A 25678-nucleotide genomic window follows, 5' to 3' on the forward strand; every position below is an offset into this window, starting at 1 on the left:
GGCGCAAGACCCGCTGAGCCGTGAAGGCAGGCATTGACGGCGTTTTTCGGCTGTCTTGAAATAGAAAAGCGCTTCCGGGTTATGTCCTATTGCACGATGGGGAGGAAGTGGACACGTCGGCGTGTTACACTCTCGGGTTCCCATCGCGCCGAGTGCGGGGGGCGTGGACGTTTCCTTTTGAGCTGATTCCACGGCCTGCTGCTTGCACCCACGGCGCTCAACTGTATGTACAAGCTCCTCAGCCTCCTATGACTCGCGCCCTCCGCAATATCGCCATCATCGCCCACGTCGACCACGGCAAGACAACGCTCGTCGACCAACTGCTCCGCCAGACGGCCACGTTCCGAGAGAACCAGCAAGTGGTCGAGCGCGTGATGGACTCGAACGACATCGAAAAGGAACGTGGCATTACGATCCTTTCGAAGAACTGCGCGGTCGAGTATGAAGGCACGCACATCAACATCGTGGACACCCCCGGACACGCCGACTTCGGCGGCGAAGTGGAGCGTGTGCTGTCCATGGTCGACTCCGTGCTGCTGCTGGTGGACGCCGTTGAAGGCCCGATGCCGCAAACGCGCTTCGTGACGAAGAAGGCGCTGGCGCTGGGACTCAAGCCTATTGTAGTGATCAACAAGGTCGACCGGCCGGGCGCGCGGATCGACTGGGTGATCAACCAGACTTTCGACCTGTTCGACAAGCTGGGCGCCACCGAAGAACAACTCGATTTTCCGATTGTCTATGCGTCGGGCCTGAACGGTTATGCCGGACTGAACCCGGACGTGCGCTCAGGCGACATGCGCCCGCTGTTCGACGCCGTGCTGGAACACGTTCCGGTTCGCCCGGCCGATCCGGAAGCGCCGCTGCAGCTCCAGATTACGTCGCTCGACTTTTCGTCGTATGTCGGCCGTATCGGCATCGGCCGTATCACGCGCGGCCGCATCAAGCCGGGCATGGCTGTCTCCGTGCGCTCGGGTCCTGACGGCGCGATCCTGAACCGCAAGATCAATCAGGTTCTGTCGTTCAAGGGTCTGGAGCGCGTGCAGGTCGAAGAGGCCGAAGCCGGCGACATCGTGCTGATCAACGGTATCGAGGAAATTGGCATCGGCGTGACCATTTGCGCCGTGGACACCCCGGAAGCGTTGCCCATGATCACCGTGGACGAACCCACGCTGACCATGAACTTCCTGGTGAACTCGTCGCCGCTGGCTGGCCGCGAAGGCAAGTTCGTCACGAGCCGTCAGATCCGCGACCGCCTGTTCAAGGAACTGAACCACAACGTGGCGTTGCGCGTGAATGAAACCGGCGACGAAACCACGTTCGAAGTGATGGGCCGCGGTGAACTGCACCTGACCATTCTCGTGGAAAACATGCGTCGTGAAGGCTACGAACTCGCCGTGTCGCGTCCGCGCGTGGTGATGACCGAAGTCGACGGCGTGAAGCACGAGCCGTACGAAAACCTGACCGTCGACATGGAAGATGCAAACCAGGGCGGCGTGATGGAAGAACTGGGCCGTCGCAAGGGCGAAATGCTCGACATGGCGTCGGACGGGCGCGGCCGTACGCGTCTTGAGTATCGTATTTCGGCGCGCGGCCTGATCGGCTTCCAGTCGGAATTCCTGACGCTCACGCGCGGCACGGGTTTGATGAGCCACACGTTTGACTCGTATCAGCCGGTGAAGGAAGGCGGTGTTGGCGAGCGTCGCAATGGCGTGCTGATTTCGCAGGACGACGGCGCAGCTGTCGCCTACGCATTGTGGAAGCTGCAGGATCGCGGCCGCATGTTCGTGTCGCCGGGTGATGCACTGTACGAAGGCATGATCATCGGCATCCACAGCCGTGACAACGACCTGGTCGTCAACCCGATCAAGGGCAAGCAGCTGACCAATGTGCGTTCGTCGGGAACGGACGAAGCGGTGCGCCTCGTGCCGCCGATCCAGATGTCGCTGGAATATGCGGTCGAATTCATCGACGACGACGAACTGGTCGAAGTCACGCCGCAATCCATCCGTCTGCGCAAGCGTTACCTGAAGGAACACGAGCGCCGCAGCGCCAGCCGCAAGGGCGCAGTGGACTAAGCTGACACAGCGCAGCCTGTCGGAAAAAGAAAAGCCGCCTTCGGGCGGCTTTTTTATTGCAAAAGCGGCGCATAAGCGCCTCGTGTTTAATGCGTCCCTTATTCGCGAAAGATCCTCGAAAGCCCGCTGGATAAGCATCCTGGCTGCGACCATCCGCGCGTCGACCTATTGACCTGTGCTATGCTAGCGAAAGTATTGCCAGTTTTAGGTCCTTCCAAGCAGACTTGATTCGCGCAATCCGCTAAACGGTCAGGCCGTGTTGCGGAAGGTTGAGTAACCCGCTATTTCTCGAGAAACTCGAAGAAAGGTGAGCGTAAAAATGATGAAGAATTCCCAGCTGAACTCTTATTTGTTCGGCGGTAATGCCCCGTATGTTGAAGAACAGTACGAGGCATATCTCGATAATCCCGCGTCAGTGCCCGAGACCTGGCGTACCTATTTCGATGCGTTGCAGAACGTGCCTGCATCGGATGGGACCAATCACAACGACGTGGCCCACGGCCCGATCGTCGAATCGTTTGCGCAACGCGCGAAATCGAATGGCTTCGTGCCGCGCGAGAGCAGTGGTGATCTGGCGACCGCTCGCAAGCAGGTCTATGTCCAGTCGCTGATTGGCGCGTACCGTTTTCTCGGCTCCCAGTGGGCCAATCTCGATCCGCTGAAGCGCCGCGAGCGCCCGGCCATCCCTGAGCTCGAACCCGCGTTCTACGACTTCACCGAAGCCGACATGGATCAGATGTTCCATGCACAGAACCTGTATTTCGGTTTCGAGCAGGCGTCGCTGCGTGAGATCGTGAAGGCATTGCGTGACACCTACTGCGGCACGATCGGCGCCGAGTTCATGTACATCAGCGATCCGGAACAGAAGCGCTGGTGGAAAGAGAGGCTCGAATCGATCCGCTCCACCCCGAATTTCTCGCCCGACAAGAAAAAGCACATTCTTCAGCGCCTGACGGCTTCCGAAGGGCTCGAGCGTTTCCTGCACACGAAATACGTCGGCCAGAAGCGTTTCTCGCTGGAAGGCGGCGAGAGCTTTATCGCGTCGATGGACGAAGTCGTGCGCCACGCTGGTGCAGCGGGCGTGCAGGAAATCATTATCGGCATGGCTCACCGCGGACGTCTGAACGTGCTGGTGAACACGCTGGGCAAGATGCCGGCTGACCTCTTTGCCGAATTCGAAGGCAAGCACGTCGATGACCTGCCGGCCGGTGACGTGAAATATCACAAGGGTTTCTCGTCGGACGTTTCGACTGACGGCGGCCCGGTGCACCTGTCGCTCGCGTTCAACCCGTCGCACCTTGAAATCGTGAACCCGGTGGTCGAAGGGTCGGCCAAGGCGCGCATGGATCGTCGCGGCGACGTCGACGGCCTGCAAGTGCTGCCGGTCCAGATTCACGGCGACGCGGCGTTCGCCGGTCAGGGCGTGGTCATGGAAACGCTGAACCTCGCGCAAACGCGCGGTTACGGCACGCACGGCACGCTGCATATCGTTATCAATAACCAGATCGGCTTCACGACGTCCGACCCGCGTGATGCGCGTTCGACGCTGTATTGCTCGGACGTGGCGAAGATGATCGAAGCGCCGGTGCTGCACGTGAACGGTGACGATCCGGAAGCGGTCGTGCTGTGCACGCAGCTGGCTATCGATTTCCGCATGCAGTTCCACAAGGATGTGGTTGTCGACATCATCTGTTTCCGCAAGTTGGGTCACAACGAGCAGGACACGCCGGCGGTCACGCAGCCGCTGATGTACAAGACGATTGCGAAACATCCGGGTACGCGCGCGCTGTACGCTGAAAAGCTCGTACAGCAAGGCGTGATGACGGCGGAAGACGCTGACGGTTACGTGAAGGCGTACCGCCAGGCAATGGACGACGGTCATCACACGGTCGATCCGGTGCTCTCGAACTACAAGAGCAAGTACGCGGTGGACTGGGTGCCGTTCCTGAACCGCAAGTGGACCGACGCCGCCGACACGGCCGTGCCGCTGGCAGAACTGAAGCGTCTCGCTGAACGGATCACTACGGTTCCCGATAACTTCAAGGTGCATCCGCTGGTCGAGCGCGTGATCAACGATCGCCGCGCAATGGGCCGTGGCGAAGCGAAGCTCGACTGGGGCATGGGCGAGCATCTGGCTTACGCCTCGCTGGTGGCATCGGGATACGCCGTGCGACTCACGGGCCAGGACTCGGGCCGTGGCACGTTCACGCACCGTCACGCCGTGCTGCACGATCAGAACCGCGAACGCTGGAATGACGGCACGTACATTCCGCTGCAGAACATCGCTGAAGGTCAGGCGAAGTTCACCGTGATCGACTCGGTGTTGTCGGAAGAAGCGGTGCTCGGTTTCGAGTACGGTTATTCGACGGCGGAGCCGAACACGCTCGTCGCGTGGGAAGCGCAATTCGGCGACTTCGTGAACGGCGCGCAAGTCGTGATCGACCAGTTCATCTCGTCGGGCGAAGTGAAGTGGGGCCGTGTTTCCGGTCTCACCATGCTGCTGCCGCACGGTTATGAAGGGCAAGGTCCGGAGCACTCGTCGGCACGTATCGAACGGTTCCTGCAACTGTGCGCGGATCACAACATGCAAGTGGTCCAGCCGACCACGCCGGCGCAGATTTTCCATTTGTTGCGCCGTCAGATGATCCGCTTGTTCAGGAAGCCGCTGATCGTCGCTACGCCGAAGTCGCTGCTGCGTCACAAGGAAGCTGTTTCGGATCTGTCGGAACTGGCGAAGGGTTCGTTCCAGCCGATCATCGGCGAAGTGGATGGCGCGGTCGAGCCGAAGAAGGTCAAGCGCGTGATCGTGTGCTCGGGCCGCGTGTATTACGACCTCGTGGCGCATCGTCGCGAAGCGAAGGCGAACGACGTCGCGATCCTCCGTATCGAGCAGTTGTATCCGTTCGCCCACAAGCAGTTCGACGCGGAAATCAAGAAATACGAAAACGCGAACGAAGTGGTCTGGGCACAGGACGAGCCGCAGAACCAGGGCGCCTGGTTTTACGTCGAGCACCATCTGCGCGAAGGCATGCGTGAAGGACAGAAGCTCGCTTACAGCGGCCGTCCGGCATCGGCATCCCCGGCAGTCGGCTATTACGCGAAGCACTACGAGCAGCTGAAGGCGCTGATCGAAGGCGCGTTTGGCCGGCTGAAGGGCGCGCAGACGATCTCGAAGTAAGCGGTTGTGACCGGGGAGTGTCGCTTTTGGCGGCTCCCCGGTTTTTCACGCGCTGTCCTGTGATTCGAGTTTCGATTTTGAACGTGGAATGCAGAAGCAGCGCTCGCTTTTCGGTTGAAGCGCGCAGCGTTCACACGGCTCGAGCTTAACGAAATTCATAACGAATTGACGACGATTCGATTTACGTCGTACCCAGATACATTCAGGAAAAAACATAATGTCTATTGTAGAAGTCAAGGTTCCCCAGCTCTCCGAATCAGTGTCGGAAGGCACCATGCTGTCGTGGAAGAAGAAGCCGGGCGAAGCAGTTGCTATCGACGAAATCCTCATCGAAATCGAAACGGACAAGGTCGTGCTGGAAGTGCCGGCACCCGCTGCAGGCGTGCTCGCGCAAGTGATCAAGCATGACGGCGATGTGGTCGGCGCGGAAGAAGTGATCGCGATGATCGACACGGAAGCGAAGGCGGGCGTTGCACCGGTTGCTGCCGCTGCAGGCGCCGCCGAAGTGAAGCCGGCACCGGCTGCGCAAGCTCAACAAGAAGCCGTGCCGGCAACGGCTGCCGCTTCGAACACCGCTGCATCTCCCGCTGCCGCCAAGATCCTGGCCGAGAAGAACGTCTCGAACGACCAGGTTTCGGGCTCGGGCCGCGATGGCCGCATCACGAAGGGCGACGCACTGGCCGCGACGCAAGGCGCGCCGGCTGTGTCTGCTTCGGTCTCGGCGCCTGCTGCAAAGGCAGCCGCTCCCGCCAAGGCTGCCCGTCCGTCCCTGCCGGACGTGAAGGCGCCGGGTGCTGACCAGTGGCTCAAGGATCGTCCGGAACAACGCGTGCCGATGTCGCGTCTGCGCGCCCGTATTGCCGAGCGTCTGCTCGAGTCGCAGCAAACGAACGCCATCCTGACCACGTTCAACGAAGTGAACATGGCGCCGGTGATGGATCTGCGCAACAAATACAAGGACAAGTTCGAGAAGGAACATGGCGTGAAGCTTGGCTTCATGTCGTTCTTCGTAAAGGCTGCCGTCCACGCGCTGAAGAAGTATCCGCTGGTGAACGCATCTATCGACGGTAACGACATCGTCTATCACGGTTACTTCGATATCGGTATTGCCGTCGGTTCGCCGCGTGGTCTCGTGGTGCCGATCGTTCGCAATGCGGATCAACTGAGCCTGGCCGACATCGAGAAGAAGATTGCTGAATACGGGGTGAAAGCGCGCGACGGCAAGCTGTCGATCGAAGAAATGACCGGCGGTACGTTCTCGATCTCGAACGGCGGTGTGTTCGGGTCCATGTTGTCCACGCCGATTATCAACCCGCCGCAGTCCGCAATCCTGGGCGTGCACGCAACGAAGGAACGCGCTGTGGTCGAGAACGGCCAGATCGTGATCCGTCCGATGAACTATCTGGCGCTGTCTTACGACCACCGGATCATCGACGGCCGCGAAGCCGTGTTGTCGCTCGTCGCGATGAAGGATGCGCTGGAAGATCCGGCCCGCTTGCTGCTGGACCTGTAAGCCTTTAAGCGTTAGGCCTTTAAATCAAGCGGTAAAACCTTATTTGGGACTCATGGCGCGTTCGATAGACTCGGACGCGCCATGTATCCAACAAGAGAAGGATAGTCATGTCCAAAGAATTTGATGTCGTCGTGATTGGTGCGGGCCCTGGCGGTTACATCGCGGCGATTCGTGCAGCGCAACTCGGCAAGTCGGTTGCGTGTATTGAAAGCTGGAAGAACCCGGCCGGCAATCTGAAGCTCGGCGGCACGTGTCTCAATGTGGGCTGCATTCCGTCGAAGGCGTTGCTGGCATCGTCGGAAGAATTTGAAAACGTTTTGCATCACCTGGGCGATCACGGTATCAACGTAGGCGATGTGAAGCTCGATCTCTCGAAGATGCTTGCCCGCAAGGAAGGCATTGTCGAGAAGATGACGAAGGGCATCGAGTTCCTGTTCCGCAAGAACAAGATCACGTGGCTGAAGGGCCATGGGAAGTTTACCGGCAAGACGGACGCCGGCGTGCAGATCGAGGTCAGCGGCGAAGCAGAAACCGAAACGGTGACCGCGAAGAACGTGATCATCGCGACGGGATCGAAGGCGCGTCATCTGCCGGGCATTCCGGTCGACAACAAAATCGTTGCCGATAACGAAGGCGCGCTGTCGTTCGATGCCGTACCGAAGAAGCTCGCCGTGATCGGCGCTGGCGTGATCGGTCTGGAACTGGGTTCGGTGTGGCGTCGCCTGGGTGCGGACGTGACCGTGCTCGAAGCGTTGCCCGCGTTCCTCGGCGCATGCGACGACTCGCTCGCAAAAGAAGCCGCGAAGCAATTCAAAAAGCAGGGTCTGGACATCCACCTCGGCGTGAAAATCGGCGAAGTGAAGACGACGGATTCGAGCGTTTCGGTGGCTTACACGGACAAGGACGGCAACGCGCAGACGCTCGACGCTGATCGCCTGATCGTGTCGATCGGACGCGTGCCGAATACGGATAACCTCGGTCTGGAAGCCATCGGCCTGAAGGCGGACGAACGTGGTTTTGTTCCCGTCGACGACCATTGCGCGACGAGCGTGCCGAACGTGTACGCAATCGGCGACGTGGTGCGTGGCCCGATGCTCGCGCACAAGGCGGAAGACGAGGGTGTGCTGGTGGCCGAGATCATCGATGGTCAGAAGCCGCATATCGACTACAACTGCATTCCGTGGGTGATCTACACCGAACCGGAAATTGCGTGGGTCGGCAAGACGGAGCAGCAGCTCAAGGCCGAAGGCCGCGAGATCAAGACCGGCCAGTTCCCGATGATGGCGAATGGCCGCGCGCTGGGTATCGGCAAGGCTGACGGCTTCGTGAAGATGATCGCCGACGCGAAGACCGACGAACTGCTCGGCTGCCACATCATCGCGGCGAACGCGTCGGACCTGATCGCTGAAGCGGTTGTGGCGATGGAGTTCAAGGCGGCGTCGGAAGATATCGGCCGGATCTGCCATCCGCACCCGTCGTTGTCGGAAGTGATGCGCGAAGCCGCGCTCGCCGTCGACAAACGCGCGCTCAATATGTGAACGTAGCATCGCGCAGCATCGTTTGAGCGGCAGGACGAAGGCGGGCGGGAGTTTTCCCGCTCGCCTTTGTTTTATCCACGGCCTTTAGCCTCTTTAGCCCATCTTCAGGGCGGTCAAACCCTCGCACCATGAACGTCACCGAATACTACGCACACGAACTGCAGACGCGGGGTTATCAGTCGGATGCCGCACAACTCGCGGCGGTCGAACGTTTGCAGCGCTGCTACGACGAATGGGTCGCTTATAAGGCACGCCGCTCGAATGCATTCAAGAAGCTGATCGTGCACCCGGAGTTGCCGCGAGGCATCTATATGTGGGGCGGTGTAGGGCGCGGCAAGAGCTTCCTGATGGACAGCTTCTTCGCGGTGGTGCCGGTGCAGCGCAAGACGCGTTTGCATTTCCACGAGTTCATGCGCGAGGTGCATCGCGAGCTGGAGGAGTTGAAGGGCACGGCCGATCCACTCGATGAACTCGCGCGACGCGTCGCGAAGCGCTACCGGTTGATCTGTTTCGACGAGTTCCACGTCTCCGATATCGCTGACGCGATGATTCTTTATCGCCTGCTCGACCGGTTGTTTGGGGCGGGCGTGCAATTCGTGATGACGTCCAACTACGATCCTGACCTTTTGTATCCGGATGGTTTGCATCGCGACCGACTGCTGCCTGCCATCGAGCTGATCAAGTCGAAACTCGATGTGATCAATGTCGATGCCGGTACGGATTATCGTAAGCGGACACTTTCGCAAGTGACCGCATACCACACGCCCTTGGGCGCCGCCGCCGATCAAGCCCTGCGCGCCGACTTCGCGAAGCTCGCAGCCGTACCGGACGAAAGCCCGATCCTGCGTATTGAGAAGCGCGAGCTGAAGGCGTTGCGCAAAGCCGATGGCGTGGTCTGGTTCGACTTCGCTACGCTCTGCGGCGGTCCGCGTTCGCAGAACGATTACCTTGAGCTGGCGAGCCGCTTCCACGCGGTGATTCTCTCCGATGTACCGAAGATGTCGCCGCGCAATGCATCGGAGGCGCGTCGCTTTACGTGGTTGATCGATGTGTTCTACGACCACAAGGTCAAGCTGCTGATGTCGGCGGCAGTTCCTGCTGAAGAGTTGTACGTGGAAGGTCCGATGGCCAATGAATTCGCGCGCACGGTATCGCGGATCACGGAGATGCAGTCGAAGGAATATCTGGAGTCGGAGCGTCGGCTGGTAGATACATCGCTGACCTGACGCAGCGCTGGCCGACCGGGCGAGTTGACAATGCGAGACTCATAATTTCGATGTGAGCTTACTGCTGTAAGGCTCTGAGCCGTATTTCAAGATTCGGACATATCTGATACCAGGGTGTCGGGCGGATCGGTATCTTCTAATCACTTACCTGTGATTGGAGAAAACCATGAAGCCTTACCGCGATATGTCCGACGAAGAATGGCAAATGGTGGCGCCGTTGTTGCCTGAGCTGCGTCCCCGTTCCGAGTTGCGCGGACGGCCACTTGCCAACACCCGCGCCGTGCTCAACGGCGTGCTCTGGGTGACGTACAGCGGTGCTTCATGGTCGAGCTTGCCGCGTAAATATCCGTTGTATCAGACGTGTCACCGGCGCTTCAAGGCATGGCATGAATCCGGCGTGCTGGCGCGTGTGATGCAGCAATTGTTCGATTTGGCGAGCGAAGGTTTATACGCATTGATGACCTCGCGCATGCGGGTGCCGATTGAGTTGCCGGAGGGTTTTGGCGAACGTGCCGGACATGCGATAGGCATCGATCCGACGCGCTCTGGCAGCGTGAGCGGTGATGCACGAACGGTGCTCGTGCCGCTGATTCCGCTTATGCCGGCCGCGCCGGTCGAATACGTGAACGATGGCGCGCGCCACGCGGCGTAATGCCTGGGCGCAAGATAGCTTGTGCACAAAAACCCCGGCTGGAGACTTTAAGTCTCCAGCCGGGTTTTGTTTTGCGCCATAGGTTCGTTCGAGAGCAACGAAGCCGGCGCCCTTACTGCTGTCGGATCCAGGTTTGCGAGCGTCCGAGCAGCGACACGCCGATATACCCGCGCACCACGAGTTTCTGTCCGCCGTCGTCGAGATGCATCTTGCACTTGTAGATCTTGCCGTTCTCGGGATCGAGGATCTGGCCGCCTTCCCATCCGTCGCCATCGGCTTTCATGCCGTTGATGATCGTCATGCCTTTCATTGGCTGATCCTTGCGTGAATCGGTGCAGGCGGTGCAGCGGCGGTTCGGATCGTCGTTGCTGCCGAGACCGGTGAGGATCTTGCCGCTGAGCGTGCCGTCGGGATCCTGGACGATCTGCACGACTGCCTTGGGCTGACCGGTCTTGTCGTCGATGGTTTGCCAGAGTCCAGTGGGCGATGACGCCTGCGCCATCGTTGTTGCTGCGCAGGCGAGCAGTGCGCCGGCAAGCAGGATGCGTCCGAAATGTCGATGTGTACGGTGGGTGAGACCCGTCATGCTTCCTCCTTGAGGTAAAACGTCTCTTGATGTAATGCCGTGGGCATCGGCTCGTTGCTCGCTGCACAGAATACGTCAAAGCGTTGAGCGCGTTTTATAGGACTTCCTCTAGAAGGGAGCGTTTGTTCCGCTCGCGTCCGGCGCGGCGCGGAACAAACGCTCCCTTTAATTGAACTGGTATGAAAATGTCGCGTTAACGCGCGGGCTCCGCGAGCCATTCCCTTCGACCGGTGCATCGCCGACAGGTTTCGCCAGCGATAAATCCAGACTGTAGTACTTAGCATCCGAAATCCGGAAGCCTACGCCTATCGATGCGAGCCGGGTAGGTTTCGCGGCGCCGCCATGAAGGTAGGTATGGGCGGTATCGACGGAAACGTACGGCGTGAACGTTTTCAAGAACGCAAGGCCGATCGCAAACGGCCGGTTGATTTCCGCCGACGCAGCCCAGCCAGAATCCCCCGATACTTCACCCGGCTGATAGCCGAGCGCGAAGCGTTGTCCGCCAAACGCGATCTGCTCCGACGTCGGCAGCGAGTCCGCGCTGTACTGGCCGGTCGCGGCTATTGTCGTGCCGATCTTGAACGGCCATTCGTTGCTCTGCGAGAGGGTCGCACCGGTGCGCACGAAGGTGAGCGACGCAGGGTTCGTCGTGACGCCGCCGGGAATGTTGGTGTCCGCCGACTTCGATGCCCCAAGCACATTAAACGCCTTCGCCACGTTCACGCTGGCACGCCGGACGGTTCCCGTATCGACGCCGGTGTAGTCGAGTTGCAACGTCGTCACGCGGACCTGCGAACGCTGGCCAAGTTGCGCGCCCGTGATGGTGTTCTTGAAGCGGTCTTCGTCGTGCGAAGCGTACGCGCCCACCGTGCCGATCAGGCTGCGCGTATTGCTCAATACGAACGGATACGACGCGGACAGGCAGACTTTGTCGTTGACCACCGTGCGCTCGACGTATGAGGGCAGGCCGGGGTTATCGACGGGATGTCCATAGTAATGCGAAGCATCGACCTTGGCGGTGAAACCATCGGTGCCGATAGGCAACGCGCCGTTGACCGCGAAATAGGTTTGGTCGTTGCGGCCTTTGGGAAACAACGCCGAGGCACCCAGTGTCTCACCCTCGCCGAGCATGCCGTTTTCCGTCGCGCTCACAATGCCTTGCACGCTCGGATGATTCAGGTCGATACCCGTCGCGAAATTGAACGGCTTGCGCTCGACATCGAGATCGAGCGTGGCCGCGCCATCAGTGGTCTGCGGCGGCGCGACGGTCGCCGCGATCTTCACGCCAGGGGTGAGGCCAAGCACGTTGACGTAACGTTCGAAGGTGTCCTGCCGTAGCGGCCGGTCGGCGCGAATCCGCTCGGCGACGGCACGGATGCGCTTTTCAGCAGCGCCGGGATCGCCCCTGACCTTGATCTCCGATACATACCCTTCCACCACCGTGATGCGCACCACGCCGTTTTCGAAGGTCTGCGCGGGCACGAAGGCGAAGGAGAGCGCATAACCGCGGTCCTTGTAGAGTGCGGTCACACCGTTCGCCGTCTCCATCAATTCGCCGATGGTGACATCCTTGCCCACGAGCGGCGTGAAACGTTGCGCGACTTCATCGAAGGGAATGGCTTTTACGCCTTCCACCTCGATCTTTTGCGGCGTCAAATGACGCGCAAGCAGCTCTTGAATGTGCGGGGTCTGCGGCTGGATATCGATGGTAACGGTCGGCGGTTTTTGCGGCGCGTTCACTTGCGGCAACGCGTCGAGCGGATTGCCCGCCACGGCCGGCCGCGCGACCTGCCCACTGGTCTGCGCTTCGGCGGCATGCGCCGCCACCGCCGTGAGCAGCAGCGTCCATTTCCATTCCTTGATATTCACGATACGGCCCTCGTTGGCTTTTTTCGTGCGAACTGCGGAGCAGGCCGGGTCAGGGATGACCCGAAGTCCTGCTGCGTTCGTCATCGTTTGATGCTTATGCTTCTTCTATTCTTTACCTGTGTATTACGGCTCGTTGCAGCCCTAACCTTTGCTTTTATTCCAATTTATTCTCGTCTAATCCCATTTGCTCTCATTTATTACGGAGTTTTTTTGTTGGTTGTACTTGCTGCATTTTCGTGCGGAGTGTTTGTCTATATCGCAGTGATGTCTGGCCGGATGTGAAACCGGCGCCGCGAGCGGCGCCGGGAAAGACGAGGTATTACTGGACACTGATAAGGATCATTGAGGGATTCGTGGACCCGACCCTCCTCGTCGCAAGGACGTAACGAAGGAAGCTTCAAACCGTGAACCGGAACCTGGGGCGGTTCGGCTCACGGACCCGACAGCCTCGAGTCATCGCTCCAGGCAATCGCCTCGAGGCAGTTTCTTATCACTTGTTGTGAGCACCGAGCAGGCCACCCAGCAACGTTGTGACGCCGCCCAGCGGGTTGCCCGGCGAGCTGCTGCCTGCGCCGCTGCCCGTGGTGCTCGAGAGACCCACTCCGACGCCTACGCCAGAGGTGGCCGTCGTTGTGCCGGTCGACGGCGATTTCGTTGTCGTGGTCCCGGCGCCTACACCTGCGCCCGCGCCGAGCGCGCCGGATGTCGCGCCGCTCAGGGCACCCGTCAAGCCGCTGACAAGTCCGGTGACCGGTGCCAGCGGATTGCCAGCTGATCCTGCTGCACCACCCGAGGTCGCGCCGGTCAGGGCGGCTGTGGCACCGCCCACTATGCCGGCCACGGGCGTCACTACGCCGGTTGCGACCACGCCCACTGTGTTCGTCAAGCCATTGACGAGACCTGCGACGGGAGCCAGCGGACCGGCCGCACCTGGCGCCGCACCGAGGCTTGCGACCGTGCTGGTCAAGCCGCCGACGAGACCCGTGACCGGAGCGAGAGGGCCGCCTGCGCTTCCCGTGCCGCCTACGCCACCCGTCAGGCCAGAGAGAATGCCGTTGATCGGCGAGAGAGGGTTCGTGCCCGGTGTGCCGTTCACAAGGCCGCCGGCCGACGCGAGCGTGGTTCCCGTAGCGGACACGACGCCGCCCAGACCCGTCGCAAGAGGATTGTTACCCGTCGATGCCAGCGTGTGACCGCCCGAGTCCAGCACGTTGCCAACCGTGGTGAGCAGGTTATTGACCGGTGCGCCAAGACCTGTTGCAGAGCCGACGGTCTGCGTCAGCGATTCAGCCAGCGCTGTGATCGGTGTGATCGCCGTGCTGACCTGTTGCGTGATCTGGCTGACCGCGCTTGTTGAGAGCGTCGAGCCGAGCGCACCGCCGGCTTGCGTGACGACATCACCGAGCGTGCTTACCACGTTGCCCAACGGCGTCGTCACGGGTGCGAGCGGGGAGAGCGGGCCGCTGCCGACGCTCGTTACGAGATCGCCTGCGCTGCTGACAGCGGCACCTGCTTGCTGAACCACGTTACCGGTGCTGGCGAGCGTCGTGCCCACCGGGTCGGCGCTCGAACCAATCTGGCCGAGGCCTTGCGAGACGCCGTTGCCAAGCGCATCGACCGCGCCGCCGAGATGCGAGACGACGCTGCCTGCTGCCTGTGTCGTGCTGGCACTGACACCGGGAATCGTTGCGTTGCCAACGACCGTGCCTACGTCCGTCACCGCATTGCCCACTGCTGATATAACGTTGCCGGCTCCACCGGCTACGGCTGCAACCGGGGTCGTGACGGGCGTGCCGCCACCTGTTCCACCACCCGTGCCGCTGCCTGTTCCACCGCCGGAGCCACCATCCGTACCGCCGCCGCTTCCGATAACCGTCCCTCCGCCCGATCCGCCACCGCCCGTACTTGCGCCACCGCCCGTGCCTGACCCGCCATCACTGGTGCCGCCGCCGGCGACCGTTCCATCGCCCGTTCCTGTGCCGCTCGAGCCCATACCGCCCGATCCCGTTCCTCCGCCTGCTGTCGTACTGCCGCCGCTGCCGCTTGTCGGTATCGCTCCGGATGCTGCGCTGCCTAATTGCTTGCTGGTTGAGCCTGAACCGCCGCAAGCGCCAAGGGCCAGCATGGTCGCGATAGCTGCGGTGAGGATGGTGACGCGCAATGCATCGCTTTGGATTTGGATAGTCTTCATAACGCCCTCGGATGGTATTTAGTTTTTTCTTTTTGAACTGCCATCGTCTAATTGCAGGACGCGTGCCATTTGAATGGAGGCGCACGAACGGTTTGGAATGCACGCTGGGTTAACCAGACGGTACAAGGCCCGGCATGGCTTTGTGGGAGATCGGAAGAGCGGAGCGAGATGCGCTGAAGCCGTGTTGAGACGCCACGTAACGTAACGTGCGGTCGAGGTCGTTACGCATCACGGCGTAACGCGCGTTGCTGATCTAACGGCTTATCCCACTACGCATCTGACGCTTAATACCCGCTCGATCACGCGCAATCGAGTGCAATCACGTTTTATCTCGTGTACGCCTCCATGCATTCAACCCTTCACGGTAGTGCGAACGATTACCAATATCGAGGGGTCGTTGGGCCGGCGAATAGCGCGAAGTGGCTAGGGGGAACGCCCTAGATAGAAAATCATAAAGTTAATGAGACATGGACCGTTAACTAGATAGTTAGCCGTACAAGTCTTTTATCGATGCGACAAAAATTGACACGTATAGGTAAACGTTTGAGTAGAAAGTGTTGTTGCGGCACAAACCTTACCAGTCAAGGGTAACAACCGATGAAATATTGCGTGTTACCCGTTGATTTCGAGATACCGTTCGGCTATAAATCGTCTCAGGGATGCATCATTTGACATCCTGACTGATGGAGGCAACATCGACTACATATCTAGAACTTGAGAGAAGAGGCAAGTGAAATCGCGCGTAATGACGCGCAACCAGGCATGTGGAGCCTAGCCTGCGGGAAGCGAGAACCCGCTGGCGGCGACCCAGAAGAATGCCGGATCACTTGCTACACGGCCATTAAAAATATCCGAGGGAAAGCATCATGTCTAATTTCATCAAGAACTTCGTCAAAGACGAACGCGGTGTCACTGCCATCGAATACGCACTTATTGCCGGCCTTATCGCGGTTGCACTCGCGGTATCGATAGGTAACGTTACGACAAAGCTGACAGCCGTGTTCGCGGCCATTGTGACTGCGATCTAAAAGAGCTTCGCGTTGCTGGGCATCAAGCGTCACATTTTTCTTGCGTAGCAATTGTTGTCTATACCGGTTTATTCGCCGGTATAGCTGATCACTGCGTGTTGTGCGTTAATCCGCATCACACGCAGGGGATCTGCTGTCCGCAGACGTGACGCCGGGCTTTTCTAATCGACTGCTTTAAAAAAGCGGTCGGCGGGATTAGTTTGCCTGGCCGAAGCGAGTCCAAATCATGATTAACGCCGCGTTATTCATTAGCTGGGCGCTCGCGGTCGTCTTATTCGATTGCCGGTCGCGCCGTATCCCCAACTGGCTCGTTATTGCGGGACTGGCGGTGGCTTCCGTACTGGTCGCGAGCGGCCATTCACCCTTTCACATCGACCTATCCGATGCTGCGCTCGGTCTGATAGCCGGGCTGATCCTGCTCCTGCCGTTCTATCTGTTCGGCTTGATGGGCGCCGCCGACGTCAAGGTGTTCGCCACGCTTGGTGCGTGGTGCGGCGTTCACGCGTTACCCGCGCTATGGATCGTGGCAAGCATTGCCGCCGGTATCCACGCGCTGTATTTGATTGCGTCGGCGGTGATCGAACTGAAGCGCAAGACCGCTGAGAGCGTCGACACTTTTGTTGGCGATGTTCACGACATCACCGGGAGCGGCGCCGCGCGACAGGCCCGTCATACCTTTGTTGTCGGAGGCCGCCGGGCAACACCGTATGCGGCGTTGCTCGCAGTGTCCGCAATAGGCAGCCTGACGCTGCAGGTCTTCGAGGCCGCGCGATGATTCCGCTCAGATCGGCGCGATGCGTCTCGCCCAACGCTCACCCGTGTGATCACGCGCATGCTCTCGCGCGTCGTACCTCATTCAACGCTCGACGCCGGGCGCAGCGCGGCAGCATGGCGGTGGAATTCGCCATCGTGTTTCCGCTGTTTTTCCTCGTGTTCTACGCGATAGTTACCTACAGCATGATCTTCGTCGCGCAGCAATCGCTCACGCTGGCTGCATCGGAAGGCGCGCGCGCGGCGCTGCGTTACCAGACCGGCGCGACCAGCGCGGCCAGCTCACTTGCGCTGCGTGCGAGCGCGGCCTGCACCACGGCGACGGGTCTCGTGAACTGGCTTGCGGGCAGCGCACCGTGCACAGCCACGTACGCGGCGTGCAGCTTCGACGCCACGATGCAATGCGTGAACGTGGCGCTCATCTACAACTACGCAAGCCGGCCGCTGGTGCCTTCGCTGCCCTTGATCGGCCTGCCGTTGCCAGCGAGTCTCACCGCTAGCGCCATGGTGCAACTGAACCCGGAGAACCTGTTTTGAGCGGAGTTCGCGCTTGAAACGACCACGACCATCATGGCTAACATCACCCGCATCCTCGCTGTTTTCCTGATCGTACTCGCCGTGCTGCTCGGCATTTTCGCGTGGTCCATCTCACGCCGTCCACCGGCACCGGTGCCGCAGGTCGTGCAGGGTCAGCCGAGTTTCCCCGTGGTCGTGGCCACGCGCGATCTGCCCGCCGGCAAGCCGATCGAGGCCGATGTACTGACCTTGCGGATGGCGCCATCGCGTGGAGCTGGCGAGTTTGCCGAAGCTACCGCGCTGGTAGGGCGCGTGCCGCTCGTCGCGATTGCCGCGAACACGCCGCTCGCCGAAGCAAACCTCACGACCGGACTTGCCGATGCCGTCGCGCCCGGCGAACGTGCCATCGCCGTGCGGGTCGACGAAGGCAACGCGGTGGGCAATCGAGTGCGGCCGGGCAATTTCGTCGATGTGTTTTTCATGCTCAAGCGCGATATGTCCGCCGGTCCCGGCGCTGACGCAGAAGTGGATGCGACGCAGGCGCGGCTGTTGTTGTCGCGCGTGCGCGTGCTCAGTTTCGGCGATGCGACGCTGCCCGGCACATCGGACGCCGCCGATGCCGCGGCTAACGCGGCCAATGCGCCGCGCAGCGCGGGTGCACGCACGGCGGTGCTGGCCGTGCGTACCGCCGATATCGACGCGCTCACACTCGCCGAAGGCGTGGGCCGGCTGGTGCTGGCGCTGCGCAATCCCGCCGATACCGATACAGCCGAGACGCTCGCCATCGCCCCGCTTCTGGCATCGCTAAGGATGCCGAATAATGGTGCAAATCGCGCCGCAGCGGGATTGTCGCTGGAGGCGCTGGCCGGTTCTCATAGCGCGCGGGCGTCGCGGACGACACCCGCCATGCCGCCGTTGCCGGCCATGCCCGCCATGCCCGTGGTGCGTGCGCCGCGTGTCCAGCCGGCATCGAATGATCTCGAATTGATTCGCGGTGCACGTAGGGAAAAAGTGACGTACTGAAAACGCCGGCGCTGCCGTAAACACAAATAGAAGTATGTCGGATGGATGAATTGCAGCAACCAGCATCAAAAGCAAGGTCGGGGCCATGCCGCCGTATGGCGACACCGCAGTACGCAGTCAATATATAAAAAAATCATGAGAGCCAAGGTTGCTTATCGAGGACGTAGCGTCTCTGGCGCTCGGCGGGTACTGCTCGCTGCGCTGGTCTGCGCGTGTGTGTCGGGTCCGGTCGCCAGCGCGAAGACCGCCAGGCCTGCCACCGGCGCGACCGAATCCCAGGCGTCGCGGGTCATCGATATCGCAGTCGGCTCCCAGCAGCAGATCGCGACCGGACACGTGTTGCAGCGCGTAGCCGTGGGAGATCCCACGGTCGCAGACGTGCTTTGGCTCAAGAGCAGTGACGGTGCAAGCGGTGGTTTATTGCTGGTGGGGAAAAACGCCGGACGCACCGAAATGATGGTGTGGGAGCGTGGTCAAACCGCGCCGCGTACTTATACGATCAACGTCACCACGCGGGCCGCCCGCGAATTGCTCGGCAGCGATACCCCCGCGGTGAACGTGCTTGGCCGCACGGCGGTGATCACAGGGTCCGCCGCGACGATGGAATCACATCAGCGCGCAGTGGCCGTGGCGAACGAGTCGGTCGCAAAAACCGGCGGCACGTCCGATGCGCCCGCGGGATCGGTCGGCAAGAATTCTGGAGGGCAAAACGACAGCGCTCCGGATCCGTTTGCTGGCGGGGGCGCGAAGGAAGGCGCCGTCCTCGATGCATCGACGATAGCAACAAGCCCTGTCGTCCAGGTCGATGTGAAGGTCGTGGAGTTCAGCAAGGCTGTGCTGAAGGAAGCGGGCTTCAATCTCTTCAAGCAGAACAACGCGTTTGCGTTCGGCACTTTCGCACCTTCGTCGCTGACGTCAGTTACGGGCGGTGCGACCCCGAATTTACAGGTCACGTCCGCGTCGCCTATCAGCAGCGCCTTCAACCTGATCGTGAACCTGGGTTCCCGCGGTCTCTTCGCGAACCTTAGCCTGCTTGAATCCAATAACCTGGCACGTGTGCTGGCCGAACCGACGCTCGTCGCATTGTCGGGGCAAAGCGCGAGTTTCCTCGCTGGCGGCGAAATTCCGATCCCCGTGCCGCAGTCGCTTGGCACGATCAGCATCGTCTATAAACCCTACGGCATTGGGTTGACGGTCACGCCGACCGTGCTCGGGCCGCAGCGGATCGCGCTGAAAGTCGCACCGGAAGCGAGCCAGCTCGACTTCCAGCACGCGCTGACCATTAACGGTATTTCGGTGCCGGCGATTATCACCCGGCGCGCGGATACGACCGTCGAACTTGGCGATGGCGAGAGCTTCGTGATCGGTGGCCTGATCGATCGGGAAACATCGTCGAACGTCGACAAAGTGCCGATGCTCGGCGATTTGCCCGTCATCGGCGCGTTCTTCAAGACCTTGCAGTACACGCAGAACGATCGCGAGCTGGTGATCATCGTGACGCCGCATCTGGTCTCGCCGATCGCAAAGGGAGCGGTCCTTCCCGCGACACCCGGTGAGCAGGCCGAACGACGCGACGGACCTGTGTGGCGCTCGTTCATCGGTGGTTTTGCGTCGCGTGAAGCGGTGCCGGGATTCTCGAAATGACGGGCATCCGGTCTGACAAAGGGGGCTGTGGGCAGGCGGTGAAGGCGCGTGCAGGTCCGTTCGGAACAGCGGGGGCGATGAGATGTGCAGGCAGCGTTGCCCGCGCCGATATGGCAGGAGAAAGCGGCGATGAACGCAAGAGTTCAATCTTTGACTGACGTGGAAACGCGTGCGCCCGGCGTACGCTTCCTGTGCGTCTGCTCGGATGCGGGGCGGCGGGCGTGGCTCGCGCACGCGCTGGGCACGCTGGGCGCGCTCGAGTATGTGCCGTTTGATGCCGTCGCGCTCATGCCGAAGATCTCGACGCTGGGCGCCACGCTGGTGTTCATCGACTTCGCCCGTGCGCCGCTCGAAGCGCCGGAGGCGAGCATCGCGAGCGCGACCGCCATGGCGAGCGCCGTGCACGACGCATTCCCGGGCGTCGCCATCGTTGCGCTTGGATCGTTGCAGCAGTCGGCCAGCGCGATCGCGGCATTGCGCGCTGGCGTACGTGATTTCATCGACGTGGAGGGCGAGGCCGCCGAGGCATTACGGATTGCGAAACAACTGATTGAGCACGCGAGCCGGTCGGCGCACACCGAACAGATGTCCAGCCGGCACGGCCACATCACGGTGCTGCTCGGCGCGCGCGTTGGCGTGGGTGTCAGCACGCTGGCGGCCAATCTGTCAGTGAAGTTGCAAAAGCGCGGCACGGCGGCGTCGAAGACGGCCGCGCTGCTCGACCTTGGCATACCCGCCGCCGACAGTTCTGTGCTGCTCGACATGCAAAGCGAGTTCAATTTCGTCGATGCCGTGCGCAACCTGCGCCGCTTCGACCAGACCTTCGTGCATACCGCGTTCGGACGCCACGCAAGCGGCCTTGCCGTGACTACGCTGCCGGCGGATCTCACCGCGATGCGCGAGGTGTCGTATGCGTCGGCGGTGAATCTTTTGAACCGGCTGCGGACCTTCTTCGATCACCAGATCGTCGATCTAGGCGGTTTCACGAACCTCGAGTTCGTCGCGCAAGTGCTGCGGGCGGCTGACCACGTGTGGCTGGTCTGCGATCCAAACGTGGCGTCGGCGGTGTCGGCCATGGAGCTGCTGGAAGGTTTGCGTTTCCACGATGTGGACGCACACGCGCCGAAGGATCGCGACGCCGCCGATGCGCCGCAGAAGCTGCATCTGGTCGTGAACAAGTTCGACCCGACGCTGCAATTCGGCGCGGAGCAAATTGCCGAGCGGCTCGGCTTGCCATTGCTCGCGGTGTTGCCGGCGCGCGCACAGGCGCTCGGACGCGCGGTGAACCAGGGGCGGCTGCTGGCGGATATCGCCGAACGCGATGCTTATGTGCGTGCGCTCGATCCGCTGGTCGCACGGCTCGGCGGCCAGAAAGCAGCCGTGGCCGACAGCATCACAGCCACATCCGGGCCGTTGCCGGACGGCGTGAAACCCATTGCACTGAAGCAGAAGACGGCGGTTTCCGCCGACGCGGCGAGCGGCTTCAAACAACTCTCCAAGCGGCTCTTTTCCACTTTTTTCAAGCGGTCATAGACGATGGCAAAAGACATCGAGTTCGCCGACGACGCCACTTCGTTCGCGCATACCCAGCAGTTCCAGGACATCAAGAACGCGGCGCACGAACATCTGCTTACGCGAATCGAGGAACTGGGGGCCGAGTTCGGGCGCTGGTCGCGCCAGGCGATTCAGCAGTTCGTCGATCTGGAGATCGACGGCTTCGTGCGGCTGCGGCGCATTCCGCTGAACGAGAGCGAAGTGCGGCTGGTGGCGGAGGCGTTGACCAAGGAACTGGCCGGCTTCGGACCGATCGAGGATCTGCTTGCCGATCCGGCCGTGGAAGACATCCTGATCAACGGCTTCGACGACGTCTACGTCTCGCGCCACGGCATGCTTGTGAAGATCCCGGTGCGCTTCGCGGACAACGCGCATTTGCTGCGGATCGTGCGGCGCATTCTCGCGCCGATTGGCCGGCGCCTGGACGAATCGAATCCGATGGTCGATGCCCGCCTGCCTGACGGCGGCCGGGTGAACGTGGTGATCGAGCCGCTGTCGCTCGACGGGCCAGTGGTGTCGATACGCAAGTTTCGCCGCGACCCGTTGCGGCCCGACGACCTGCTTGCGAACGGGACCTTCGACCAGGAAATCTGCGCGTTGCTCGACGCTGCGGTTGCCGCGCGCTGCAACGTGCTGGTGTCGGGCGGAACGAGCTCGGGCAAGACTTCACTCCTTAACGCGCTCGCGTTTTTCATCCCCAAGCATGAACGCGTCGTGACGATCGAGGACACTGCCGAACTCTCGCTCAACCACCCGCACGTGGTGCGGCTCGAAAGCCGTCCGGGCGGCTTCGACGGCGCCGGCGTGGTGTCGATCCGCGACCTCTTGCGCAACACGCTGCGGATGCGGCCGGACAGGATCATCGTGGGCGAAGTGCGCGGCGGTGAAGTGCTGGAAATGCTGCAGGCCATGAACACCGGCCACGACGGTTCGATGGGCACCGTCCACGCCAGTTCAGCGCGCGAATGTCTTTACCGGCTGGAGATGCTGGCGGGTTTTGCCGGCTTCCAGGGCACGGAGTCGAGCTTGCGGCGGCAGATCGCGAACGCTATCGATTTCATCGTGCAGATCGGGCGCTTGTCCAATGGCCGGCGGCGGATCTTGTCGGTGACGGAAGTGACGGGACTTTCCGACAACATCGTCGCGACGCAGGAGTTGTACCGCTATGAACCGGTCATGGGGGACGGTGGCGAGGAGCTGGACAACTGGGTCTCGCTCGGCATTCATCCGAGCTCGCCGAAGCTTGCCAAATACCGGCAGGCGCTAGGCAACGACAGAGGCGGCGACGGTTTCAACGACGGCTTCGGGCGGGGCGCCGCCGCCGGTGGCTTCGGCCGCTCGGGAGGAGGCTTTAATGTCTAGCGGCATCGGGCTCGTTCTGGTGGTGGCGCTGCTGTGCGCGGCCGGCGGGCTGTTGCTGTGGCAGCGCGCGCAGGACACCCGCGAACGCGCGCTGACGGACCGTTTTGTCGACCGGCGCGTGGCGTCGGCGCACGGCTCTGTATCGGCCGCGGCACCGGTCCAGAGCGGCCAGCGCCAGCGTTGTGCCGGTCTCGCGGCGATGCCGGCGAATGCCGCGCCACACGGCGTGCGCGAAAACTTGCGTCATCTGCGGGCGCGTCTTGTCTACAGCTTCGGCAATCTGATGAGCCGCGCGGGCATCGCCAGTCCGCGCACGTTGTTGTCGGCCGCTTGCGCAGTGATCCTGCCCGGCGCGTGCTGGGTCGGTCTGCGTACACATTGGCTCGTCGGGCTCGGTTTCATCGCCTTCGGCGTGCTCTGTGTATTTGCATTTCTCTCATGGCGCGCACAGAAGCGCTATCAGCGTATCTCGCGCCAGTTGCCCGTATTCCTCGACGGCATCGTGCGGCTCATCACGATCGGCAATAGCGTGCCAGCCGCGTTCCAGGCCGCGCTCACGACTACGGACATGCCTTTGCGCGACTGCCTCGACCGGGTTTCGCGGATGTTGCGCTCGGGTGTTGAAATCGATGTGGCGTTGAAGCACGTGGCCTCGGTGTATCACGTGCGTGAACTGGAGCTGGTCGGCTCGGTGCTGCGTATCTCCGTGAAATACGGCGGCCGCTCTGACGTGATGCTCGACCGCATGGCCGCGCTGATGCGCGATCTCGAACAGGCCGAGCGCGAACTGATTGCGTTGTCCACCGAGACGCGTTTGTCCTCGTGGGTGCTCGGCCTCTTGCCGGCGCTGCTGGGCGGCGTGGTGATCATCGCCAACCCGTCGTACTTCGAGGCGATGTGGTCCGACCCGTTCGGCCAGCGCCTCGTGTATGCGGCGTTGGGACTGCAAATGCTTGGCGCTTTCCTGCTGTATCGCCTTGCGCGCCTGAGGGACTGACTTTTGACCGCCCAGACTGTGTTCGCTCTTGCCTTGCTGGTTGCCGCGCTGGGCTGCGCTTTGTTCGGCGTGCTCGCATTCACGGGTCTTGCGCGCCTGCAGCGCGGCGCGCGCACGCTCGACCACGCACTCGATCAACGCGCGGCCAGCACGGCGGCGCACACGACCGCTGCAGCGAAGGAGCCGCGGCAGACAGCGGACGCGAAGGACGTGGGCGTTACCGGACGAGGGCGCGCCAGGGGCGGCCGACTGCTGCGCCTCGCCGATACGCTCAGCCGTGCGGCAGCGGGCTGGCTGGACACGCCGTTCGGGGCGATCGTCGTGGCGCCCGAAGACCGGCGCTTGCTGGATCGATGCGGTTTCCTCGACGCCAACGCGCGCGCGCGTTTCTTCGCGGCGCGGATTGGCTGCGCATTGTTGCTGCCGCTGCTGGTGCTTGGGTTGTACAGCGGCGAACCTCGCCTTGCCATGTGGATGGTCGGTGCGCTCGGCTTCGGCTTCATGCTGCCGAAGTGGCTCGTGCGGCGCAGGGCGAAAGCGCGTCAGCGCTCGGTCGCAAGCGAGCTGCCGATGTTCGTCGATTTGTTGCGTTTGCTGCAGGGTGTCGGCCTGTCGCTCGATCAGAGCCTGCAAGTGATGATCAATGACTTCGCAACCGTGCTGCCCGTGCTCTCGAAGGAACTGGCGCTTGCCCACAGGCAGTTCAGCACCGGACGCACGCGTGAGCAGTCGCTGAGCCGGCTCGCGACGAGTTACGAAAGCGACGACCTGAATGCCGTGATGCGACTCGTGGTCCAGGTCGACAAACACGGCGGCGCGGTGCAGGAACCGTTACGCCAGTTCGGCGACCGCTTGCGCGAATCGCGCCGTGCGACCTTGCGTGAACGGATCGGCGCACTGACCGTGAAGATGACCGGCGTGATGGTCGTGACCTTGCTGCCCGCGCTGTTGATCATGACGGCCGGTCCGGGGTTTATCGCAGTGTTCCATTCGCTGTCCGCGTTGCACCGATAGACGTTGAAGAGAGTAAAGCCATGAAACCGATCGCAATTGAGAGTCACCTGCCCGCTGTTGTCCTGGTGCTTGCCTGTACCGCCTTGGCGGCGCTGGGCGGCTGTGCGTCGAAGATGGAAAGCGGTTATGGCGTTGGCGTACAGGCGGAGCGCGAAGCCGCGCTCCAGCAGTCGCAGCAGAAGCAGGACGCACCCGATACGCCCGGCATGTATCTCGCGCTGATCGACCGGATGCAGGCGCAGGGTTTGTTTTACGCGTCGCTTGCGCATATAGACGCGTATGAGAAGCAGTACGGCGTAACGCCCGACACGACGCTGCTGCGCGCCGATGCCTTGCGTCAGACCGGCCAGGCGCAGAGCAGCGCCGATGCTTACACGAAGTTGCTGAATACGCCGCTAGTGGCGCGGGGGTATCGCGGGCTTGGTTTGCTGGCGGGCGCTGCGGCTGAGTTCGGTAAAGCATCCGAAGCTTTCGATACCGCTTCGCGCCTGGAGCCAACCGACGCCCTCACGCTTTCCGATCTCGGTTACGCGCGTTTGCGTCTCGGCGATGTGACGGGCGCGCGCGTACCGCTGATGAAAGCGGCCGAGCTGGCGCAGGACAACCCGAAGATCCTGAGCAACGTCGCGCTGTTCCTGCTCGCCGACGGCCAGCCTGCCGCAGCGCAGGGGCTGATCGCGCAGCAGAAGTTTTCGCCGGAGGTGCAGCAGGCAATCCGCACGGATGCCCAGCGTATCGCTGCGGCCGCGGCACAGGCCTCGCACGCGCGGGTCGCTGAGGTCACGTCGGCGACGTCCGAGCGTGCGCGTGTTCCCACAGCGCGCGCGCCACAGACGGTCCAGACCGTCGACTCGCTGCTGAACGCGCAATTGCCGCTGACCCAGACGTTCGATCAGTCCGGCGCGATGTCGGCCAAACAAGCGCAAGTGATCGCGCGTTGA

Annotated in this window: 19 protein-coding genes; 16 read left to right on the forward strand and 3 right to left on the reverse strand. The window is 61.6% G+C overall.

What is annotated here, in order from left to right:
- The first annotated feature begins 248 nt into the window (after window positions 1-248).
- The 6 genes from typA to M0D69_RS13165 all read left to right on the forward strand — a co-directional run bounded on the left by typA (window position 249) and on the right by M0D69_RS13165 (window position 10182).
- On the forward strand, window positions 249-2075 hold the full coding sequence (gene typA / locus M0D69_RS13140) for a translational GTPase TypA (RefSeq protein ID WP_301782428.1): 1827 nt from the start codon (window positions 249-251) through the stop codon (window positions 2073-2075).
- Window positions 2076-2394: 319 nt separating this feature from the next.
- Window positions 2395-5253 carry a 2-oxoglutarate dehydrogenase E1 component gene (locus tag M0D69_RS13145; RefSeq protein WP_301782429.1) on the forward strand — a complete coding sequence of 953 codons (2859 nt, stop codon included), beginning with the start codon at window positions 2395-2397 and terminating at the stop codon, window positions 5251-5253.
- A 217-nt stretch (window positions 5254-5470) separates the two neighbouring features.
- Entirely contained in the window at window positions 5471-6766 is a 1296-nt protein-coding gene (gene odhB / locus M0D69_RS13150; RefSeq protein ID WP_301782430.1) for a 2-oxoglutarate dehydrogenase complex dihydrolipoyllysine-residue succinyltransferase, read from the forward strand.
- Window positions 6767-6873: 107 nt separating this feature from the next.
- Window positions 6874-8304, forward strand: coding sequence for a dihydrolipoyl dehydrogenase (gene lpdA / locus M0D69_RS13155; protein WP_301782431.1), 1431 nt, complete (start codon window positions 6874-6876; stop codon window positions 8302-8304).
- Window positions 8305-8432: 128 nt separating this feature from the next.
- The gene (gene zapE / locus M0D69_RS13160; RefSeq protein WP_301782432.1) at window positions 8433-9530 is read left to right on the forward strand and encodes a cell division protein ZapE; all 1098 of its coding nucleotides are present in this window, start codon (window positions 8433-8435) and stop codon (window positions 9528-9530) included.
- A gap of 166 nt (window positions 9531-9696) precedes the next feature.
- Complete coding sequence (locus tag M0D69_RS13165; protein WP_301782433.1) at window positions 9697-10182, forward strand: transposase; 486 nt, start codon at window positions 9697-9699, stop codon at window positions 10180-10182.
- A 112-nt stretch (window positions 10183-10294) separates the two neighbouring features.
- On the opposite strand, the gene M0D69_RS13170 is transcribed toward M0D69_RS13165, so the two are convergent.
- The 3 genes from M0D69_RS13170 to M0D69_RS13180 form a co-directional block, all read right to left on the reverse strand.
- Window positions 10295-10768 (reverse strand): DUF2147 domain-containing protein, encoded by a 474-nt coding sequence (locus M0D69_RS13170; RefSeq protein WP_301782434.1) that lies wholly within the window; start codon window positions 10766-10768, stop codon window positions 10295-10297.
- 165 nt (window positions 10769-10933) lie between these two features.
- Window positions 10934-12637, reverse strand: a complete 1704-nt coding sequence (locus M0D69_RS13175) for a ShlB/FhaC/HecB family hemolysin secretion/activation protein (RefSeq protein ID WP_301782435.1) — start codon at window positions 12635-12637, stop codon at window positions 10934-10936.
- 490 nt (window positions 12638-13127) lie between these two features.
- Window positions 13128-14828 (reverse strand): collagen-like triple helix repeat-containing protein, encoded by a 1701-nt coding sequence (locus M0D69_RS13180; protein WP_301782436.1) that lies wholly within the window; start codon window positions 14826-14828, stop codon window positions 13128-13130.
- 866 nt (window positions 14829-15694) lie between these two features.
- Here M0D69_RS13180 and M0D69_RS13185 point away from each other — a divergent pair.
- The 10 genes from M0D69_RS13185 to M0D69_RS13230 all read left to right on the forward strand — a co-directional run bounded on the left by M0D69_RS13185 (window position 15695) and on the right by M0D69_RS13230 (window position 25678).
- Entirely contained in the window at window positions 15695-15856 is a 162-nt protein-coding gene (locus tag M0D69_RS13185) for a Flp family type IVb pilin (RefSeq protein WP_301782437.1), read from the forward strand.
- A gap of 226 nt (window positions 15857-16082) precedes the next feature.
- Window positions 16083-16631, forward strand: coding sequence for a prepilin peptidase (locus M0D69_RS13190; protein ID WP_301782438.1), 549 nt, complete (start codon window positions 16083-16085; stop codon window positions 16629-16631).
- Window positions 16632-16744: 113 nt separating this feature from the next.
- Window positions 16745-17164, forward strand: coding sequence for a TadE/TadG family type IV pilus assembly protein (locus tag M0D69_RS13195; protein WP_301782439.1), 420 nt, complete (start codon window positions 16745-16747; stop codon window positions 17162-17164).
- Between the two features lie 33 nt (window positions 17165-17197).
- Window positions 17198-18166, forward strand: a complete 969-nt coding sequence (gene cpaB, locus M0D69_RS13200) for a Flp pilus assembly protein CpaB (protein WP_301782440.1) — start codon at window positions 17198-17200, stop codon at window positions 18164-18166.
- A 135-nt stretch (window positions 18167-18301) separates the two neighbouring features.
- Window positions 18302-19810 carry a type II and III secretion system protein family protein gene (locus M0D69_RS13205; RefSeq protein ID WP_301782441.1) on the forward strand — a complete coding sequence of 503 codons (1509 nt, stop codon included), beginning with the start codon at window positions 18302-18304 and terminating at the stop codon, window positions 19808-19810.
- Window positions 19811-19939: 129 nt separating this feature from the next.
- Entirely contained in the window at window positions 19940-21343 is a 1404-nt protein-coding gene (locus tag M0D69_RS13210) for a fimbrial protein (protein WP_301782442.1), read from the forward strand.
- Window positions 21344-21346: 3 nt separating this feature from the next.
- Window positions 21347-22726: a CpaF family protein gene (locus M0D69_RS13215; protein ID WP_301782443.1), complete on the forward strand. Its 1380-nt coding sequence runs from the start codon at window positions 21347-21349 to the stop codon at window positions 22724-22726.
- Entirely contained in the window at window positions 22719-23723 is a 1005-nt protein-coding gene (locus M0D69_RS13220) for a type II secretion system F family protein (RefSeq protein WP_301782444.1), read from the forward strand. The genes M0D69_RS13215 and M0D69_RS13220 overlap by 8 nt, the downstream gene beginning before the upstream one ends.
- 3 nt (window positions 23724-23726) lie before the next feature.
- The gene (locus M0D69_RS13225) at window positions 23727-24737 is read left to right on the forward strand and encodes a type II secretion system F family protein (RefSeq protein ID WP_301782445.1); all 1011 of its coding nucleotides are present in this window, start codon (window positions 23727-23729) and stop codon (window positions 24735-24737) included.
- 20 nt (window positions 24738-24757) lie between these two features.
- Window positions 24758-25678: a tetratricopeptide repeat protein gene (locus tag M0D69_RS13230; RefSeq protein ID WP_301782446.1), complete on the forward strand. Its 921-nt coding sequence runs from the start codon at window positions 24758-24760 to the stop codon at window positions 25676-25678.

Source organism: Caballeronia sp. SEWSISQ10-4 2 (assembly GCF_030464885.1).
GTDB lineage: Bacteria > Pseudomonadota > Gammaproteobacteria > Burkholderiales > Burkholderiaceae > Caballeronia.

Bases quoted from the DNA above. Each gene is read 5' to 3' on its own strand.
- M0D69_RS13215 (WP_301782443.1), top strand. From the start codon at position 21,347: ATGGCAAAAGACATCGAGTTCGCCGACGACGCCACTTCGTTCGCGCAT.
- M0D69_RS13210 (WP_301782442.1), top strand. From the start codon at position 19,940: ATGAACGCAAGAGTTCAATCTTTGACTGACGTGGAAACGCGTGCGCCC.
- odhB (WP_301782430.1), top strand. From the start codon at position 5,471: ATGTCTATTGTAGAAGTCAAGGTTCCCCAGCTCTCCGAATCAGTGTCG.
- M0D69_RS13230 (WP_301782446.1), top strand. From the start codon at position 24,758: ATGAAACCGATCGCAATTGAGAGTCACCTGCCCGCTGTTGTCCTGGTG.
- zapE (WP_301782432.1), top strand. From the start codon at position 8,433: ATGAACGTCACCGAATACTACGCACACGAACTGCAGACGCGGGGTTAT.
- lpdA (WP_301782431.1), top strand. From the start codon at position 6,874: ATGTCCAAAGAATTTGATGTCGTCGTGATTGGTGCGGGCCCTGGCGGT.
- M0D69_RS13195 (WP_301782439.1), top strand. From the start codon at position 16,745: ATGGCGGTGGAATTCGCCATCGTGTTTCCGCTGTTTTTCCTCGTGTTC.
- M0D69_RS13165 (WP_301782433.1), top strand. From the start codon at position 9,697: ATGAAGCCTTACCGCGATATGTCCGACGAAGAATGGCAAATGGTGGCG.
- typA (WP_301782428.1), top strand. From the start codon at position 249: ATGACTCGCGCCCTCCGCAATATCGCCATCATCGCCCACGTCGACCAC.
- M0D69_RS13185 (WP_301782437.1), top strand. From the start codon at position 15,695: ATGTCTAATTTCATCAAGAACTTCGTCAAAGACGAACGCGGTGTCACT.
- cpaB (WP_301782440.1), top strand. From the start codon at position 17,198: ATGGCTAACATCACCCGCATCCTCGCTGTTTTCCTGATCGTACTCGCC.
- M0D69_RS13170 (WP_301782434.1), bottom strand. From the start codon at position 10,768: ATGACGGGTCTCACCCACCGTACACATCGACATTTCGGACGCATCCTG.
- M0D69_RS13205 (WP_301782441.1), top strand. From the start codon at position 18,302: ATGAGAGCCAAGGTTGCTTATCGAGGACGTAGCGTCTCTGGCGCTCGG.
- M0D69_RS13220 (WP_301782444.1), top strand. From the start codon at position 22,719: ATGTCTAGCGGCATCGGGCTCGTTCTGGTGGTGGCGCTGCTGTGCGCG.
- M0D69_RS13145 (WP_301782429.1), top strand. From the start codon at position 2,395: ATGATGAAGAATTCCCAGCTGAACTCTTATTTGTTCGGCGGTAATGCC.
- M0D69_RS13180 (WP_301782436.1), bottom strand. From the start codon at position 14,828: ATGAAGACTATCCAAATCCAAAGCGATGCATTGCGCGTCACCATCCTC.
- M0D69_RS13190 (WP_301782438.1), top strand. From the start codon at position 16,083: ATGATTAACGCCGCGTTATTCATTAGCTGGGCGCTCGCGGTCGTCTTA.